Source organism: Lactiplantibacillus daoliensis (assembly GCF_005405005.1).
Lineage (GTDB): Bacteria > Bacillota > Bacilli > Lactobacillales > Lactobacillaceae > Lactiplantibacillus > Lactiplantibacillus daoliensis.
This window is the reverse complement of record NZ_BJDH01000001.1, coordinates 1-17,440: the sequence shown is the minus strand read 5'-3', so window position 1 is coordinate 17,440 and position 17,440 is coordinate 1. Positions and strand designations below refer to the sequence as shown.

16 protein-coding genes and 1 tRNA gene are annotated in these 17,440 nt (G+C 44.8%); 13 read left to right on the top strand and 4 right to left on the bottom strand.

Annotated elements, in window-relative coordinates:
• Window positions 1–28: 28 nt before the first annotated feature.
• Window positions 29–919, top strand: coding sequence for a MurR/RpiR family transcriptional regulator (locus tag FFM64_RS00085; RefSeq protein WP_137605977.1), 891 nt, complete (start codon window positions 29–31; stop codon window positions 917–919).
• A gap of 30 nt (window positions 920–949) precedes the next feature.
• On the top strand, window positions 950–1,726 hold the full coding sequence (locus FFM64_RS00080; protein ID WP_137605976.1) for a GH25 family lysozyme: 777 nt from the start codon (window positions 950–952) through the stop codon (window positions 1,724–1,726).
• Between the two features lie 141 nt (window positions 1,727–1,867).
• Here the strand turns inward: FFM64_RS00080 and FFM64_RS00075 are convergent, their stop codons facing one another.
• Window positions 1,868–2,251: a DUF4828 domain-containing protein gene (locus tag FFM64_RS00075; RefSeq protein ID WP_137605975.1), complete on the bottom strand. Its 384-nt coding sequence runs from the start codon at window positions 2,249–2,251 to the stop codon at window positions 1,868–1,870.
• A gap of 295 nt (window positions 2,252–2,546) precedes the next feature.
• On the opposite strand from FFM64_RS00075, the gene FFM64_RS00070 reads away from it, so the two are divergent.
• From FFM64_RS00070 to FFM64_RS00055, 4 genes are all read left to right on the top strand, one after another.
• Window positions 2,547–3,557: a Gfo/Idh/MocA family protein gene (locus tag FFM64_RS00070; RefSeq protein WP_137605974.1), complete on the top strand. Its 1,011-nt coding sequence runs from the start codon at window positions 2,547–2,549 to the stop codon at window positions 3,555–3,557.
• A 12-nt stretch (window positions 3,558–3,569) separates the two neighbouring features.
• Entirely contained in the window at window positions 3,570–4,916 is a 1,347-nt protein-coding gene (locus tag FFM64_RS00065; protein ID WP_137605973.1) for a DEAD/DEAH box helicase, read from the top strand.
• A gap of 50 nt (window positions 4,917–4,966) precedes the next feature.
• Window positions 4,967–5,039 (top strand) — tRNA-Arg (locus tag FFM64_RS00060).
• A gap of 186 nt (window positions 5,040–5,225) precedes the next feature.
• Complete coding sequence (locus tag FFM64_RS00055) at window positions 5,226–5,762, top strand: DUF1697 domain-containing protein (RefSeq protein ID WP_171000241.1); 537 nt, start codon at window positions 5,226–5,228, stop codon at window positions 5,760–5,762.
• A gap of 181 nt (window positions 5,763–5,943) precedes the next feature.
• Here FFM64_RS00055 and FFM64_RS00050 read toward each other — a convergent pair whose 3' ends face one another.
• On the bottom strand, window positions 5,944–6,384 hold the full coding sequence (locus tag FFM64_RS00050; protein ID WP_137605971.1) for a universal stress protein: 441 nt from the start codon (window positions 6,382–6,384) through the stop codon (window positions 5,944–5,946).
• 138 nt (window positions 6,385–6,522) lie between these two features.
• Between FFM64_RS00050 and FFM64_RS00045 the strand changes: the two genes are divergently transcribed.
• Together FFM64_RS00045 and FFM64_RS00040 are read left to right on the top strand one after the other, a co-directional pair.
• The gene (locus FFM64_RS00045; protein WP_223876862.1) at window positions 6,523–7,839 is read left to right on the top strand and encodes a PTS transporter subunit EIIC; all 1,317 of its coding nucleotides are present in this window, start codon (window positions 6,523–6,525) and stop codon (window positions 7,837–7,839) included.
• Entirely contained in the window at window positions 7,826–8,692 is an 867-nt protein-coding gene (locus FFM64_RS00040; RefSeq protein ID WP_137606364.1) for an alpha/beta hydrolase, read from the top strand. Before FFM64_RS00045 ends, FFM64_RS00040 begins: the two co-directional genes overlap by 14 nt.
• Before the next feature lie 55 nt (window positions 8,693–8,747).
• Here FFM64_RS00040 and FFM64_RS00035 read toward each other — a convergent pair whose 3' ends face one another.
• On the bottom strand, window positions 8,748–8,948 hold the full coding sequence (locus FFM64_RS00035; protein ID WP_137605970.1) for a hypothetical protein: 201 nt from the start codon (window positions 8,946–8,948) through the stop codon (window positions 8,748–8,750).
• A gap of 193 nt (window positions 8,949–9,141) precedes the next feature.
• Here FFM64_RS00035 and FFM64_RS00030 point away from each other — a divergent pair, with 193 nt between their 5' ends.
• Window positions 9,142–9,588, top strand: a complete 447-nt coding sequence (locus FFM64_RS00030; RefSeq protein ID WP_137605969.1) for a hypothetical protein — start codon at window positions 9,142–9,144, stop codon at window positions 9,586–9,588.
• Between the two features lie 874 nt (window positions 9,589–10,462).
• Window positions 10,463–11,026 carry a hypothetical protein gene (locus FFM64_RS00025; protein WP_137605968.1) on the top strand — a complete coding sequence of 188 codons (564 nt, stop codon included), beginning with the start codon at window positions 10,463–10,465 and terminating at the stop codon, window positions 11,024–11,026.
• 78 nt (window positions 11,027–11,104) lie between these two features.
• Here FFM64_RS00025 and gdhA read toward each other — a convergent pair whose 3' ends face one another.
• A complete protein-coding gene (gene gdhA / locus FFM64_RS00020; RefSeq protein WP_171000240.1) occupies window positions 11,105–12,460 on the bottom strand; it encodes an NADP-specific glutamate dehydrogenase in 1,356 nt (451 codons plus the stop codon).
• A gap of 320 nt (window positions 12,461–12,780) precedes the next feature.
• Between gdhA and FFM64_RS00015 the strand changes: the two genes are divergently transcribed.
• From FFM64_RS00015 to wecB, 3 genes are all read left to right on the top strand, one after another.
• Window positions 12,781–13,857, top strand: a complete 1,077-nt coding sequence (locus FFM64_RS00015) for a serine hydrolase domain-containing protein (protein WP_223876861.1) — start codon at window positions 12,781–12,783, stop codon at window positions 13,855–13,857.
• Window positions 13,858–14,006: 149 nt separating this feature from the next.
• Window positions 14,007–16,040, top strand: coding sequence for a serine hydrolase (locus FFM64_RS00010; RefSeq protein ID WP_137605966.1), 2,034 nt, complete (start codon window positions 14,007–14,009; stop codon window positions 16,038–16,040).
• A gap of 131 nt (window positions 16,041–16,171) precedes the next feature.
• On the top strand, window positions 16,172–17,290 hold the full coding sequence (wecB, locus tag FFM64_RS00005; protein WP_137605965.1) for a non-hydrolyzing UDP-N-acetylglucosamine 2-epimerase: 1,119 nt from the start codon (window positions 16,172–16,174) through the stop codon (window positions 17,288–17,290).
• The last annotated feature ends 150 nt before the right edge of the window (window positions 17,291–17,440 follow it).

Sequence of the window (17,440 nt, the reverse complement as noted above, 5' to 3'; positions counted from 1 at the left end):
ATTTGAGAAACTGTGGTAAAATTTGGTCATGGAGGTGGGCAGCGTGTCTGCAAAAGCCACACATCGTAATCGCGTTTTGACCTTGATTCGGTCGTACTATCCTAATTTAAGTCACACGGATCGCAAAATTGCGGATTATATCATTCAGGACCCCGTCAAGACGGCGGCCCAATCAATTTCAGATTTAGCAGCGGCAGTGGGCGTATCGACGGCCACTGTCTCGCGTTTTGTTAAACGAATTAGTTTTAATAGCTTCCGAGATTTTTCACGGGAATTAACGGCGGCTGAACCGCTGGAACGAACAAATGCGGAAGCCTTTCAGGATGTTGAAAAACAGACAACGTTGAAAGGTATTGCGGATTCAACGTTTAATAGTATCCGCAGTTCCTTGGACCAGACGAGTCAAGTCATGACCGAGGCTGATCTAGCCAAGGCCGTCAACTTGTTAACGACTGCCCATACGATAGGCTTCTATGGACTCGGTGGATCAGCTGTGGCGGCACTAGATGGTTATCATAAGTTCGTGCGGACGGGTATTTTTTGTGCGCAAAATAGTGACTATGATATGCAACTAATGCAAGCAGCACAAATGACCACTAAAGACGTGGCGGTTGTCATTTCGCACACCGGTCGGAATCAACAGACGTTGCAGCTGTTGTCGACGTTGGTCGCACAAAAAGTGCCGGTCATCGCGCTGACCAGCTTTGGCAACTCTCCGTTGGCACAAGCTAGTACGGTGGCATTTATTTCAGTGGCGGAAGAGGTCAACTACCGTTCCGAGGGGCTTACCTCGTTAATTGCGCAAATGAGTATTATTGATAGTTTATTTTTAATGACAGCTGTCCATGGTAACGGTCAGATGGCAGCTAGTCTAGGGCGCGTCCGGCAGACGATAAGTCGCACTCGGACAGAACTCTAGTACTGATTTTTGTAAGATGGGATGGATTGGATGACAAAACGACAGCATTTTCGACCAGTATATGCGCAGACTCGCGGTGCTAAATGGCGTCGTCGATTGAGCTGGCTGTTCCTTGTGTTGCTAATCGTTGGGCTGGTGTGGAGCGGCTTGCAGTGGCTGCACAATCGCCAGGCAGAGGTAGTTAAAGGTTTTGATGTCCGTGGCATCGCGGTCACGCAAAATGATGGTTATTTAGACTTTGATGCGTTGGAACATGATGGACTCAAATTTGTGTATCTCAAAAGTACGCAAGGGGCTAGCTATACGGATGACAATTTTTCTAGCAATTATTCACGTGTTTTGGGGACTAGTCTAGGCGTGGGCGTTTCACAGGTCTTCAGCTTTTCTAGTTCTGGTAAGGCGCAAGCGGCCTATTTTGAAAAAGTCGTGGATCAGAATATTGGGAATCTGCCAATTGCGATTCAAGTCCAGTATTATGGTGATTACACGGCCAAAACGGTCAATACGCGAGCCGCGCAAACACAATTGCGGGCATTAGTGTTGAAGCTGACTGAGCATTATGATCGCACGTGTGTGATTTGGGCCACACCAGCCGTTGCTAAGCAGTTGGTGGCGCCAGTCATTACTAAATCGCCACTGTGGTTGGCAACGAGTGAGACACATAAACGGCCACAGCGGGTTATCTTCATGAACTATTCTGATCGAGCGGTTTATCGCCAAAATGGTACAACTCAGGAATTCACAGGAGTCGTTTTCAACGGAACCAATCAGGATTATCAAGATTTAGTCGCTGCCGGTTTAAACTAAGGACTGACGGAGCGCTGAATTTGGAAAGGTCTACTTTAGCCGTAACGGTCACTGATACTGCTATATTTGTGATGCGTTTTAGTCTTGTAGCTTTTAGTTAATGAGATAAAAAAATTGCGACCGTTAATTGGTCGCAATTTTTTAGTTGGCAGCTTTATTGAGGCTACTCGGGGAGAGAATCACGTAGTTGCGATTGTCCGCTTCGTCGAATAAACTCACTGGTCGCTGTTCATTGGCTCGCACTTGTAAGTGAAAACCGTATTTATCAAGTAAAACTAGTTCACTAGGTGAAATTGATTCCACCGTTGCTGGCATGGCCCGACCATCGATGCGAATGATCATGTTTGGATCAATTTCGAGCTTGTGATCCCGGTGATGTTCTTCGTCGCGATAGGTCCAAGTCCCAGCATAAAAGACGGCTAAGTCGCCAGTTGCCGTTTTTGAGGGGTGCTGCTTGCGGAGAAATGTGCTTGAGAGTCCTGCCAATAATGATAAGCCAAATAAGATGGCGCCACGTCGCTTCACCGGATCAACCTTCTTTCATTAAGTTTACTCTTAAAATATACCACTAATGAAAGGCGAACGTCACGCAATAACCTGTTTCTTAGCAAAGCTTTTAGACCACTGTTACCTGTTGGTAATGAAAGTAATATTTCGTAAAATTTTGTGCAGGTTACTGCTATTTTTTAGATGGACCAATCTTTTTTATTTTAAGGTTGAAATGTCCGAAATAACGCTCAAAAGGGGTAAACTAGCATTAGTGATTAATTGCGTTTCGTGAAATTTAAAACGGTACCATTCACTTAGAGGAGTGCTGAGTATGTTAAAATTAGGAATCATTGGAACGAACTGGATTACGCAGCAATTTATTGATGCCGCGCAAGCGTCTGGTGCGTGGCAGTTGACGACGGTCTATTCACGACAGTTGGCTCGGGCCAAAGAATTTGCCGCAACGAATCAGGTGGCAGAAACTTTTGATGATTTAGAACAGTTTTTTAGTCAAGGAAGCTTTGACGCGGTCTACATTGCGTCACCAAATAGCTTGCATTTTGAACAGGCTAAGTTGGCGTTACAGTATGAAAAGCACGTGATCGTCGAAAAGCCGGCGGTTGCAAATCCAGCTGAATTTGCACAGTTAGACGCTTGTTTGGCTGCCCATCCGAACTGTCTGTTGTTTGAAGCGGCACGCCAGGTTCATGAAGTGAACTTCAAGCGAGTTAAAGACCAAATTGCTAAAATGACACAGATTCAAGGGGCCACCTTGACCTATATGAAGTACTCTTCACGGTATGATGCTGTTTTGGCCGGTAAAACGCCAAACATCTTCTCGTTAGATTTTGCGGGTGGTGCCTTGCAGGACTTGGGTGTTTACTTAGTTTATGATGCGGTTGGGTGGTTTGGGTTACCGGTTAAGGAGACTTATGTGCCGACGCTGACACGGACTAATGTTGATGGCAAAGGGATCGCAATCTTAAATTATCCAAACTTTACAATTACTTTGAATGTCGGTAAGACGAGTAATTCATTTTTGCCATCTGAGATCAATGGGTTGCGTGATGCAATTGTAATGAACAATCCGGCTGAGCTCGCACAAGTCGCTTATCATGATGTAACCGGACAAGTCAAAACAATTGGGGTGCAACCCGACGCTAATCCCATGTTGGCGGAAGCCCGTGATTTTGCGGCGGTCATCAATGATCCAACTGGTCACAAAACAGATTATCAAAATTGGCGGCAATTGAGCCGCGATGTTAATCAATTATTATTTAATTTACGGCAATCCGGTCACATTTACTTTAATGATGCTGAACGGCAGTTGTCCGCTAAATAGAAATGAGGAACTATGTTAGACGTATTTAAGGAAAAATTTGCCGCGGCGGGCTTTACAGAATTTTCGCCGATTCAAACGGCAGTGGCAACACCGATGGCTGAAGGCACCTCTGTGCTTGGTTTAGCCCCAACTGGCTCTGGTAAGACGTTGGCGTTCACTTGGCCGATGTTAGCCAATATTCGGGTTGGTGAAGGCACCCAAGCAATGATTCTGGCACCATCACAAGAGTTGGCGATGCAGACGACGAACGTGGTGCGTGACTGGGCAAAATTAATTGATGCCAAGGTATTGGCGATTACTGGTGGCGCCAATGTTAAACGCCAAACTGAAAAGTTGAAGAAGCATCCGGAAATTGTCGTTGGGACGCCTGGGCGAATGACGAATATGATTGCGGATGGCAAGCTTAAGCTGGGTCATTTGAAATTGATGATTGTCGACGAAGCGGATGAATTGCTGACGGATGAAACGTTAGATCAAATTCGTGAAATCTTGGATGCGACCTTTGCTGAAACGTTACAATTAGGCTTCTTCTCAGCCACGGAAACCAAAATTTTAGATGAATTGCCACGTTGGTTTGGTCAAGAGGTCGAAAAAATTGACGTGCGCGCAATTGATCAAACACAGGGGATCGTTCGGCACCGCACGATGGAAGTCGGCAATCGACATCGTGTGGATCTACTGAAAAGAATCAGTCGTGTGGATCGAATGCGAGCGTTAGTTTTCTTCAATAAAATGCAAGAACTACAGCATGTTGCGCTCGAACTACGGCATCAACATGTGAGCTATGTCGCGTTAACGAGTAATCAACGCCAAGTTGAACGAGAAAAGGCATTACGCTTATTCCGGCAAGGTAAGGTAGAACTTTTGTTAACGACTGATTTGGCTGCTCGGGGATTAGATGTGCCAGAATTGCCAGCGGTTATTAATTATCAACTGCCGAAAGATGTTACGACTTATATTCATCGTAGCGGTCGAACGGGGCGGATGGGCGCTGAAGGGTTAGTTTTGACGCTCGGTGATGATCATGATATTCGAGACTTCAAGAAAATGATGAAAACGACTGAATACGACCTCAAACCGGGTTATTTGGTCGATTATCAAATCGTTGATACGAAGCCAGACAAGGTCAAGCCTCCGCTAACTTTTGATCATCCAAGTAGTGTGACGGCAGCGGCGACCGGACGGCATCGTGTCGAAGGTGCTGGTCATCCGGACACGGTTAAACGTGGTGCCACACCTAGTCGAGCAGTGCCAGTTAAACCCGACGAATTTAATGCGCCAAAGAAGCATAAAGGGCACAACAAGCATTCCAAGAAAAAAGGCATGCGGAAGAAGAATCGTGACCGTTTCACCAAGTAAGAATTGAAAAATTTTTCAATCCGTGAGATGATATCTTACGGATTGAGTTTGGCCTCATAGCACAACTGGATAGGGCACCCGCCTCCTAAGCGGTTGATTCCGGTTCAAGTCCGGATGGGGTCATTCTGATAACTATTGAATCGCTTCACACTTGCCGATAAGGGTAGTGTGAAGCGATTTTTGTCAGGACCGGTTGGAATGATTAACCCTGATAATGACACTGGCACAGAGTAAACGTCTAGAACCGATCTGATTGATAGCTGTTTTTCTTTCTGAATTTATGGCATATTCATGAAATGGAGGGTGCTAATGACCTATTTATTATTATTACGTGGTGTGAATGTGGGTGGCAATCATCGTGTGCCAATGGCGACATTGCGTGAATTGTTTACCGTTGCTGGTTGTACGCAAGTTCATTCATATATTAATAGCGGCAATTTGTTTTTTACCAGTGGACTTGCCCGTCCCGAAATCGAAGCTTTAGTGATGGCGATTTTGACGACTAACTTTGACTTTCCGATTGATTTTCGGGTGTTGACTGAGACAGAATTCAAAGCAGATTTGGCCTTAGCACCAAGTTGGTGGGGCGCGGATGCAACTTTGCGACATAATGCGCTGTTTAAATTACAATCGTATGATCGAGCACATGATGATTGGTTACCAACCAAGTTAACCGCATACGATCAAGTGTTAATTACCCCGAATATCATCTTTTGGACCTCGACGTTACGCGTGAACTATAGTAAGTCGTTCTATTCTAAATTGCTGGGTACACTTTTTTATCAACAGACTAGTGCTCGCAATTTCAATACCACGATGAAATTGGCCCAATTATTTGAGCCATAGCTGAAGGGCGAAAGTCTCAAAAACATTACAACTGAAGGATTACCAGTAACCGTCACGTCATTAGATGTACCCAAATTTAGTACGCCGTCAGTCAAAATCGGCGTGCTAGGGGAGACTCTAACTTGCAAAGGACCAAAATAAAACGCCACTCCCCAAAAACGGTAGTGGCGTTTGGTGTCGCTCAGCGAATCACAATAACATTGCATGGAGCATGATCGACCACGTAACTCGTTGTCGATCCAACGGCCACGCGGTGTGGGGAGTCTTTGCCAGTTGCACCAAGGACAATTAAATCAATTTCAGGATGTTGTTTCGCATAATCAATAATTAGGCGCTTGGGATTACCATAAGCGACTTCGGTTCTGAAGGCCGTCACTGTCGTTGTTTGAACGAACTGGCGTCGATCGGCCATGGCGGCCTGTGCATGTGCTGCTTCGGCATCTAATAATTCACTCAAAACTGGATCTAACGCGGGTGTATGGTAGGCACTATCATCGACGACATATAGCGTCGTTAAAGCCGCTTGATGGCGTTGGGCAATGATCACGGCTTCGTTGAATGCGGCTTGTGCAGCAGTTGAACTGTCCACTGGAATTAAGACGTGCTGATAAGTGTTTGGCATCATGACCACCTCCATTAATTTGTTTTAATCATAACTGATTTATGAACGCTTAGGAAGCTAAATGCACCTTTAAAGTAAGTCTAGTCGCCAATTAACGGTTGAGCGTGTATATTATGATTAAGCAGGCATATAGAGGGGATGAGTTTGATTAAGCAATTTGCAAATCAATTATTGAACTGGGAAACGTGGCTGAATCGGCGTCGCTATTTTCACGCATTACGGGACACCTTAACCTTGCTATTTCCATTAGTATTGATTGGCGCTTTTATCAATGTTTTTAACCAAGCAATTTTTCAGAAAAGTGGCTTCATCGCCCAAATTTATCACTTAAATCGTTGGTTTCCAGGATTCAAAGCATTGACGACTTATACTACCATGTTGAGTTTGACGCTCAACGGGGTGATTGCTGTGGTCGCAGCATTTACGGCAGCTAATTTTGCGGTCCGGGCGCAACGACGAGATAACTTATTGGCGGGATTAACGGCGGCAGTGAGTTTTTGTCTGTTAAATTTTAATTACGCTGCGTTCACTAAACAAAATCAACCAACGAGTTCACGATTCCTTGAGCAAAATTTAGGTTCGCAAGGAATTTTCCTTGCCTTATTAGTTGGCCTGATTACTGGCTGGCTATTCAATCACCTGGCGTTCAAAACACATACTCATCAATTGATTGAGACTCGCACGCACTTATTGAGTCGAGCAAAAGAGAACTGGTTGCCAATGACCGTCACTTTATTAGGCTTTAGTTTGTTAAGCTATGGGATTAGTTTTGTAAGCAAAAATGGGCTCAATGGGCTATTCTATACGGTATTCCGGTTGCCATTTTTCAATCCGGGCAGCGCTTTTCTGAACATCGTGAGTGTGACTTTTTTGAGTAACTTTTTCTGGGTGATTGGGATTATTGGTCCGATTGATTTTAGTGGTAATAGCTCAGTCAGTACGGTTCAAAATTTGGAATATGCACTGCAACATGGTTCAGCTTGGGGCGCACCAAATCCAATCACACTACATACGATCTTCGATAGCTTTGCCAACGTTGGTGGGCCAGGGATGACGTTGGCATTGGTGATTGCGATTCTGTGGCGTTCTCACAATGCAGACTTTCGCACGGTAGCCAAAGCGAGTTGGCTGCCTAGCTTGTTTAATTTTAATCAACCGTTGTTAGTGGGCTTGCCGATTATGTTTAGTCCTATTTTAGCAATACCATTTTTAATGGCGCCATTAGCTAGTCTATTGATTACTTGGAGTGCGCTGAAACTGGGAGTCATGCCACCAGTGGTCTATCCGGTTGGTCGAACTATGCCGGGATTTTTGGTTGGCTGGTTAGGGAGCGGTGGTGATTGGCGAGCTTTGCTGGTCAGTTTGGTGAATTTGTCAGTGGCAACGGCCATTTATTTACCGTTCATCTTACTAGAAAATCGCGTTGTTGAGGGGAGGCCTACTGATGAAACGTAATTGGTGGCGATGGGCACTCGGTGTGCTCGTGTTGATTGGGATTTGTTGGCCGGCCTATACTTGGTCTAAAGCAAATATCAAGTCACTCAAAACAGCCGGTCGGACACGCATGGCTCCGGTTATCATGGTGCCAGGTTCCAGTGCTAGTCAGAATCGCTTTGATGATTTGATTACGGAATTAGGTAAGGAAACGCCACAGCAACATAGCGTTTTGAAGTTGACCGTGCAGACAAGCGGAAAAATCAAATATAGTGGTAATATCGGTCGGAATGACAATCAACCATTTATTATTGTGGCCTTTGGGAATAATAAGGATGGCAAAGCAAATATTGATCAGCAAGCCGTTTGGCTGAATATCGCCTTCAAGGATTTGGTGAAGACGTATAAATTCAATCACTTTCGCGCCCTGGGACATTCGAACGGTGGGTTGATCTGGACCTTATTCTTAGAGCGTTATCTGAAACAATCACCAAAAGTGCATATTGATCGGTTGATGACGATTGCCGCGCCGTTTAATATGGAATCAACCAGTACTACGACTAAAACGAGCATGTTTAAAGAGCTCTATCAGTATCGTAGCGGATTGCCTAATGGGTTAACGGCGTATTCGATTGCGGGAACTGAAAATTATACGAGTGATGGTACGGTACCCTACAATAGTGTTAACTATGGCAAGTATATTTTTCAAGATGAAATTAAGCATTTTACGGAAATTACGGTCACTGGTGCCAATACGGCCCATTCCGATTTACCGCAAAATAAGCAGATTGTTAGTTTGATTCGGCAGTATCTCTTGGATGAAAATGTCCCAAGTAAAATTCGAAAGCAAAATCAGCAACAACCGAGAAATTGAGCAAAAACGCCAATCATTTAGTCTGAATTTTCAGTCTGAATGATCGGCGCTTGGTTTAACGGTGATGGTTGACGCGGTGACGTTTAGGATTAGTTACCTTATATCGCTTAGCAGTATGCTTAACTTTTAGACGCAGACGCATCATTGTGCGCGGTGCGGGTCGTCGTGATGCCTTAGCAGTCATGATTGGTGTGACGACTAGACTCGTCATGATTCCCAAAGTTAAGCCCATGATTCCGAGTTTTCTAAACTTCAACGTCATTTACCTCCTTGATGAGTTAAGTTAAGGTTAGCTGTTTGTCGTCAGCTGGTCAATGCGAGGTGAACGAATATTTACCAAACTTTTACGCGTCGTTAATAAAGAATTAACGAAAACCAGCGAAATATGATTGTATTTTAGCAGGCTTTCCTTTAAGGTGAAGATATTAACAAAAAGGGAGTTACACAACATGAATATTGAAATCTTAAACTCAGCGATTCAAGATCTCCATTTCCAAATCGTTTACGATCGAGACGAAAGTAAGGATGAACCTGGCAAGGGTAAATTCAGTTATACCCCGGCTAATCCAGATGTTAAGAAGACTTTCGGTGATGATATCGTTCAAGCTCAATTAGAAGTGACCTATAAGGAAGAGATGTATGATCTTTCTGCGACTGTTTTCGCTATCGTGCGTTTGAGTGGTGAAATGGTCGGTATTATTGAACGTCAATCAGGGGATAAAAAAGTTGAAGATGATGAACAAGCAATGTTAGATAACTTGAACAATGCCATCATTCCAGCTCTTTCGGCCAAAGCCCGTGCTTACGCTGCCTTGCTTTCAACTGAAGCTAGCAATTTTGCCATTATGCCAGCCGACTTTGATAACCAACAAGCAAACGATCCCGACGCTGAATAGTTCAGCCATCACCAAAACGACTTGCAGCTTCTTGCAGGTCGTTTTTAGTTTGAATAAGTAAAGGGTGAAAGATTTAAAAACATTACAAATGTCGCAGTACCAGTAGCCAGTACGTCTAAAGTAGACTTGTCTAAATTTAGCGCTCCGTCAGTCAAATGTAAATAATTTGTCAATCACTCCAGACCACTGATTAGCTGGAGTCTGTTGCTGATAGCTTCGGACGTGCAGGTGGCGTTAGACCGGCGTTCTTTTGCCGGCCTTACACCACGGACGGTCTGGGAGATTTGCAGTTTTGGCAAAGTTTCCGGGCGAGGTTCAAGACGTTTCTGAGGCTTGAACCGGTCCCTCGTCTGCATGTTAGCGGCAACAACCGGAAGCAGCAGTGATCATCTGTCTGCCATCACCTGATTGTTGACGTAGTGGTGCAGACTGGCAATTTTTAACTTGCAACCTTTAGTTGGATAAGTTAATTAGTTGAGTATGGAAAACATCTGTTTAGTTTGTGTAACCGTTAACATGAATGGTATAATAAGTTTAAGCCTAGATAAGAACTGTTAGCTTGCATTGGTGATCAGTTGGAAGTGTCAAAAGGTTTTTGGAGGGTTTGCAATTATCGAATTGGTTCGTCGCGCCAAAATGGTTTTGTCAAAGTTGGGGGTGGCGGTTTGAGTGAAGTTGAGCCGTCAGCACACATACTTTTTCATTTCACAAATGCGCACATAGAATTGACAACCAAACGACGATCAAGTAGCGGTGTGAGATTACGGATTTTGCGTAATTCTGCACCGTTTTTTAGTTGCTGAACTCAGCGCGTTAAAATAGCTGAAAACTGAATCGTGAAAGCGTATACTTAATCGTGAGGGGAGTGACCGACATGTTTAAACCAATGGCATCTGTATTTACCAATCATCAAATCGCCGGACATTACCGGGCTATTGATCGGGCTCAAAAGTGTATTGTGCCGTTTCATTTTGAAATTCAAGGGGTCGAATATCCCAAACCAGCCCCTGAGCGTAATTGGTTGCGGCGCTTATCAGGGACTCAGAGTGAAAAGCATGCCGTGGTCGAATTGACGCCGACTAAGGTCGTGTTATGGTCACCAGAACAACGTAATTTAGGTGAGATGGCGTTGGCTGATGTGAAATTGATTCAACTCGGCGCCATTCGCTGGCATGTGACACAGCGACTCGATCCACGACATGCCTTTCGGGCGACGATTTTTGTAGTGACTGATAAAGGAAATTATTATTTTGCAAATTCTGATATGGAAGTCTTACCAGCTATTTTTAAATTCGCACACAAGCACCAGATTCCAGTTGAAGATCCATTACGGTTATTACCATTATTGAAACTTGGCTGGCAGGTCGCTGCGGTGACGTTGCATGAAACCTATGCACAGTTAGTTGAACATACCGGTTATCCTAATTCTAAAGTTTAATGGTTGCTATAAATATAAAAAGAACCGTTTGTCAGTCATAATCGACTTGGCAAACGGTTCTTTTTGTGCTGGTTGCAGTTAAACGAGCCCTTGGGCCAGCATCGCATCGGCAACTTTGGTGAAGCCGGCAATGTTAGCACCACTCAAGTAGTCACCACTAACTTGGTATTCATCGGCAGCAGCTACCGATTGGGCGAAGATATTTTGCATGATTTGCTTCAAGCGCGTATCGACCTCTTCAAAGGTCCAACTTAAACGCAGACTATTTTGACTCATTTCAAGTGCCGAAACCGCAACACCACCGGCATTGGCAGCTTTGGCGGGACCGTACAAGATCCCCGCTGCTTGATAGGCAGCAATCGCTTCTGGGGTGCTTGGCATATTGGCGCCTTCAGCCACAGCTTTCGCGCCATTGGCAATGACCGTTTGCGCTTTGTCGCCGTCGATTTCGTTTTGGGTGGCACATGGTAAGGCAATATCATAACTTAATTTAGCGGTCCAGACAGAGCCTTCATGATAAGTGGCCCCGTCAACACGATCAGCATACTCACTGATACGTCCGCGTTCAACTTCTTTGATCTGTTTAACGAGGTCGAAGTTAATCCCATTTTCGTCAATGACATAGCCATTTGAGTCGGAACAGGTAAGCACTTTGCCACCTAGTTCAGTGACTTTTTGAATGGCATAGATAGCGACGTTACCGGCACCGGAAATGGCGACCCGTTGACTTGCGAAGGTGGCGTGATTGGCTTTAAGCATTTCGTCGGTGTAGTAGGCTAAGCCATAACCAGTGGCTTCAGTCCGGGCAAGTGAGCCACCATAGGAAAGTCCTTTACCCGTCAAGACACCGCGATCGGCACCGCGTAAACGTTTGTATTGCCCATAGAGGTAACCAATTTCACGCCCACCAACGCCAATATCACCGGCTGGCACGTCAGTATCCAAGCCAATATATTTGCTGAGTTCGGTCATGAAACTTTGGCAAAAACGCATGATTTCATTGTCTGATTTTCCTTTAGGGTCAAAGTCAGAACCACCTTTGCCACCGCCAATTGGTAAGCCAGTCAAAGCGTTCTTGAAAATTTGTTCAAAGCCTAAGAATTTTACAATACTTAGGTTGACGGAAGGGTGTAGCCGCAAGCCACCCTTGTAAGGGCCGATGGCTGAATTAAATTGAACCCGGAATCCTCGATTGACGCGGGCATGCCCAGCATCATCTAACCAAGGGACTCGGAATTGAATGACACGTTCTGGTTCAGTTAGTCGTTCCAAAATATTGGCTTCAATATATTCAGGATGAGCTTCAAAAACTGGTGTCATCGTTTTAAAGAAGTCGTGGACGGCCTCTAAAAATTCAGCTTGATTTGGATCACGGTGTTCAATGACACTGTAAACAGTTTGTAAATAGTCGGTTGCTTTACTCAATATAATCATCCTTCCATTAATATGTATATGTTAACTATGATTCATATTCTAATGGTTTTGTTCGGTAATTGCACGAGTTAAATTGACCAACTTTCCTTGAATTTTTGTTGATTGTGCAATATTTCGATAAAAATAATAATGTTTACATATTTAATGATAAATATCTGTTCGCTGGCTTAACATAAGTTTGGTTTTACGTGCATTTCCGTTGTGACCGTCGTATTCTAGCGGCATAAAAGATTGGAGGGGAGACTCATGAGAAACGTCAACCATTGGTGATAACTGTAATTACGGGCTTGCTGGTGATGATTGGACTAAGTAGTTGGGCGGTGAAGAGAACCCTTGCGCCTAAAATGATTCAACGGACAAGCGATAGTGTGGCAATTGTCGTGAAAAAGCCTGCTACTTTAAAGTCACAACATCGTGCCGGCAATTACACGAAGGCACAAGCACTCGCAAAAATTGATACTGTGATGAAAAACGCGCACATCATGGGCACACTGTTGGTAACTAACAATGGGACTGCAGGTGTGATGACACGGTCATACGGTTATGCTGATGTGGCTAGTGCTAAGAAAAATAGCGCTGATGAGGTCTATCCCTTGGCGTCACTACAAAAGGCAATCACTGGCACGGTGATTCAAGGCTTGATCAATCAAGGCAAATTAAAAATGACAACGCCGCTCAGTCTGTATTTCCGCCGAATTCCTTATGCCAAGAATATTACGATACGTGATTTGTTGGACCATCGCTCGGGGTTGCGAATGGGAGAACCCGTGCCAGCCTCAATTTTGCCAAATGAGGCAGCAGAGATTAACTACACCGTTAACCACTTAAGGTCGACTAATAATCATGCTTTCGCCTATTCTAATGCAAACTTCACGATGCTGGCCGGGGTGATCCGGAAAGCTACTGGGAAGTCTTATATGGAAAATGTACAGACAATGATCTTGAAGCCACTCGGCATGCATCACACCTATAATTATAACCAGATCCCGATTAATATCATTGATCCTAATTCTTACCAGTTGACGAAAGGCTATTCTCAGAGTGCAGTGATTTCAAAGTCGTTGCAGTCGAGCGAATTAGGGGCGGGTAGTTTATACAGTAGTGTCGGGGATTATTATAAATTTATTAACGGATTGTTCACGGGAAAATTAGTGGGAAGAGCTGGGTTTAACGAATTATCTGCTGATCAAAAAATTAGCTATGCTGGCGGGATTTATTATTTGGGTCATGGCAATGTACGCATTGGTGGCAGCGACAATTCGTTTCAGACATACTTTATGGGAACAACGGATGCGAAGATTGGGGTTGTTTTATTTGATAATCAAGGGGTATTTAATGGTGACAATAGCGTGGGTTTTGCGATTCAAGCGATTCTTGCCAAATCTGATCCGTTTTGATTGGAGCAGGCAGAAAAACATCAAGCCGGTGCAAAACTGGCTTGGTGTTTTTCTTTGGTTTGTCAGATTAACGAGTTATTAATATTGAGTGACTTTGAAATTTATAGCGACTAAACTAGCGGCAGTCAAAGGATGAGGGGGAGATTTTGATGCGACGATTACAACTGTTAGGTTATCTTGGGGGAATGAGTCTGTTAATTGGTGGGCCGATGACCGCGACGGCTGCGAGCATACCAAATTTTGTTTGGGTTAAGGCTGACTCTGGGCAGGTGGCGGTCTATTCAGAATTACCGCGTAAGTCAGCTAGTAAACCACATGAAAAGCGGGTTTCCAGCACGTCAGTTTTTCGAGTCATTCAGCAGCAGTCGGGGGTGCATGGTGTCTATTTGGACTTAGCTCACTTCGGCTGGGTAGCCAAAGCTGCCACGGTAAAATTAACCCACGTGAAATCAAACGGGACTTTGTCGATTGTTAAGCAGCAACGATTGACGGCCCAGATTGCGAGTCTAAATGGTCGTCAATCGATTAGTTTAACGACTAATGGTCCCATTGCCACGCAAACGCACACAAATTATCGGGAGTTGAAGCGGTCACAATTACAACGCGACGGCGTTCATGTTAGCAAGGTCGCCTGGACTGATTTTGGCCAGTTTTATTGGTTACAAGGTCGGCAGGTCGCTGGCTGGGTCAATGCGAGTCAACTACGGCTAAAGCCTGTGATCAAACGCGAAGCGGTCCGGGTTACTAAACGAGTTGTCGAGCCAACTAAAAAAGTGCCTGTCTCAGCTAAAAAGAAGAGTTTGGTTAAAACGGAAAAGGTTAATCATCGTGGCACCATCTATGTCAAGCCGGTGCGCCAAGTAAGTGTCGCAACTAAGACGCGTGTGACGGCCAAAACGGTTACCCGACCAATACCGGTAAAAGTTAAACTAGTGGCACGACCAGATGTTGTTTCGAAGCCAGCTTTACGAAATAAGCTCAAGCCACAACCAATCGTGGTCAAAAAGGTGACACCAGCAACTACCAAGCCAGCGACACCAGTTAAAACGGCCAATCAAAAGTCAACAGTTCAAACGGCTGTGCCGACCAAGCAGGTAAAGACGAACCCAGTTGTGAGCAAGCCAGTGACGGCAACGAACGTGAAGCCAACCACGCAACCGACAACAGCACCTGCCAAGCCTACATCAACAATCACGCCAGCCGTTGCACCGACGAAGCTCTCGCCAACAATGGCTAAAATCGATGCGATTATGACGCAAAACCATTTTATGGGGACGTTGTTGGTGACGAATAGTGGACCAAGCGGGGTTAAGATTCAAGCATTTGGCGATGCAAATGTCGCTGATAAGGTCGCAAATACGACTGATGAAGCCTACCCGTTAGCGTCGTTACAAAAGGCAGTGACTGGCGCACTCGTCCAGCAGCTGATTAATAGTGGCAAACTGACGATGTCAACCACGTTGGCTAAATTTTATCCAACCGTGCCGTATGCTTCTCAGATTACGATTCGAGAATTACTTGATCATACGTCCGGTATTCGGATGGGAGAGCCGGTGCCAGCGACTATTCTGCCAGATGAAGCGGCAGCAGTTGCGTTTACCTTGAGTCATTTGACGTCAACGAATCAGCACGTTTGGAGTTATTCGAATGCTAATTTCACGTTACTCGCGGGCATTATTAGCCAAGTCACGGGGCAGTCGTATTGGCATAACGTGCAGACTGGGATTATTGCGCCGTTAAAATTGAAAAATATGTATTTGTATAATCAAGTGCCAACCGGTGCAATCACGCCAGCTTCGTACACGTATGAAGCGACGGGATCTAAGGCGGATGCGATTTCGTTGGTCTTGCTTTCTAGTGAGTTAGGTTGCGGTAATTTGTATGCTAGTGTCAGTGATTACTATACCGTGATTAATAGTTTACTATCCGGGAAACTGGATGGACGGGCTGGTATTAACCAATTGGCGGATGATTATGCGTTGCAGTATTCCGGTGGGATTTATTATCAAGCCGGTAATTTGGTTCGAATTGGTGGAGCGGATAACTCATTCCATACAGTTTATGTCGGCACTAATGATGGTCGTGTGGGGGTAGTACTCTTTACCAATCAAAGTGGTTGGACGGCAGCAAACAATGCGGCTAAACAAATTTTAAAGTTGGTTAATACCAATGAACAGTTATAATTATTTCGATGAGACTCGCAGCGATGTGGGCCTTTTTTTAGAACTTTTTTAAAATGATGGAAAAGTTAGCGACACAAGCGGTTTAACGTTATGATAGGTATAATGAGAATTTTGTAGAAAGTGTGTGGACGATGACTAAAAAATTAAGAGTAATGACGATTTTTGGCACCCGGCCCGAAGCCATCAAAATGGCGCCAATTGTGTTGCAATTGCAACAACAGACCGATAAGTTTATTCCGATTACCGTTGTGACGGCGCAACACCGAGAGATGCTTGATCAAGTATTGGCTATCTTTAAGCTAAAACCAGATTACGACCTAAACATTATGAAGCCCAATCAGACCCTTGCAGGCATTACCAGTCGGGTGTTGACAAAACTCGATGCCATCATGGACGAAGCCAAGCCAGATATTGTTCTTGTCCATGGTGATACGACGACGACCTTCGCGGCAAGTGTGTCGGCATTTTATCATCAGATTCCAGTTGGTCATGTCGAAGCAGGCTTACGAACGTGGGACAAATATTCACCTTACCCCGAAGAGATGAATCGGCAGTTGACGGATGTGTTAGCTGATTTGTACTTTGCGCCGACGAAGTTAAGTGAAGCGAACCTGTTGCGAGAAAATCATCCCGCTAGTCAGATCGTGGTGACTGGTAACACGGCCATTGATGCACTCAAACAGACCGTTCGCGAGGATTATCAGCATGCTGCGCTAGATCTTGTTCAACCTGGACATCGCATGATCTTACTCACGATGCATCGCCGTGAAAATCAAGGGGCACCGATGGTAGCTGTTTTTGAGACTATCAAGGCAGTTGTCGCGAGTCATCCAGATGTTGAAGTCGTTTATCCAGTTCATTTGAGCCCAATAGTGCAAACTGTTGCCAAGCGTATTTTAGGCAATACTGAGCGGATCCACTTGATTCAGCCGCTGGATGTCGTAGATTTCCACAATATGTCTGCGCGTAGTTACTTCATCATGACAGATTCGGGTGGCGTGCAGGAAGAAGCACCTTCCTTGAATAAACCGGTGCTCGTTTTGCGTGAGACAACGGAGCGGCCGGAAGGAGTCACTGCCGGTACTTTGAAGCTGGTTGGGACTAAGCCAGAGGTCGTGCGTTCCGCAATGGAAAGTTTGTTGGGCAATCCGGCTGAATATAACCGCATGGCTACAGCTAAAAACCCTTATGGGGATGGACATGCGGCTGAATATATTTTAAAAGCTATTTGGGAACATTTTAATCGATGATATAAAAAGCCCGTCGCAATTTTTGTGTGTACTAGTCCCTGTCAAGTTGACAGGTGAAATAATATAATTTTTCGAGTTCTGTCTAAGCGGCTTTGCCGCGGTATTCTACCGCGGTGAAGCCGCTTCTTTGTGTTGTCCGGTCAATATAGT

What these genes read in the sequence shown, in the direction of transcription:
- FFM64_RS00085 (WP_137605977.1), top strand. Translation starts at nt 29, where the DNA reads ATGGAGGTGGGCAGCGTGTCTGCAAAAGCCACACATCGTAATCGCGTT.
- FFM64_RS00080 (WP_137605976.1), top strand. Translation starts at nt 950, where the DNA reads ATGACAAAACGACAGCATTTTCGACCAGTATATGCGCAGACTCGCGGT.
- FFM64_RS00070 (WP_137605974.1), top strand. Translation starts at nt 2,547, where the DNA reads ATGTTAAAATTAGGAATCATTGGAACGAACTGGATTACGCAGCAATTT.
- FFM64_RS00065 (WP_137605973.1), top strand. Translation starts at nt 3,570, where the DNA reads ATGTTAGACGTATTTAAGGAAAAATTTGCCGCGGCGGGCTTTACAGAA.
- FFM64_RS00055 (WP_171000241.1), top strand. Translation starts at nt 5,226, where the DNA reads ATGACCTATTTATTATTATTACGTGGTGTGAATGTGGGTGGCAATCAT.
- FFM64_RS00050 (WP_137605971.1), bottom strand. Translation starts at nt 6,384, where the DNA reads ATGCCAAACACTTATCAGCACGTCTTAATTCCAGTGGACAGTTCAACT.
- FFM64_RS00045 (WP_223876862.1), top strand. Translation starts at nt 6,523, where the DNA reads ATGAGTTTGATTAAGCAATTTGCAAATCAATTATTGAACTGGGAAACG.
- FFM64_RS00030 (WP_137605969.1), top strand. Translation starts at nt 9,142, where the DNA reads ATGAATATTGAAATCTTAAACTCAGCGATTCAAGATCTCCATTTCCAA.
- FFM64_RS00025 (WP_137605968.1), top strand. Translation starts at nt 10,463, where the DNA reads ATGTTTAAACCAATGGCATCTGTATTTACCAATCATCAAATCGCCGGA.
- gdhA (WP_171000240.1), bottom strand. Translation starts at nt 12,460, where the DNA reads ATGATTATATTGAGTAAAGCAACCGACTATTTACAAACTGTTTACAGT.
- FFM64_RS00010 (WP_137605966.1), top strand. Translation starts at nt 14,007, where the DNA reads ATGCGACGATTACAACTGTTAGGTTATCTTGGGGGAATGAGTCTGTTA.
- wecB (WP_137605965.1), top strand. Translation starts at nt 16,172, where the DNA reads ATGACTAAAAAATTAAGAGTAATGACGATTTTTGGCACCCGGCCCGAA.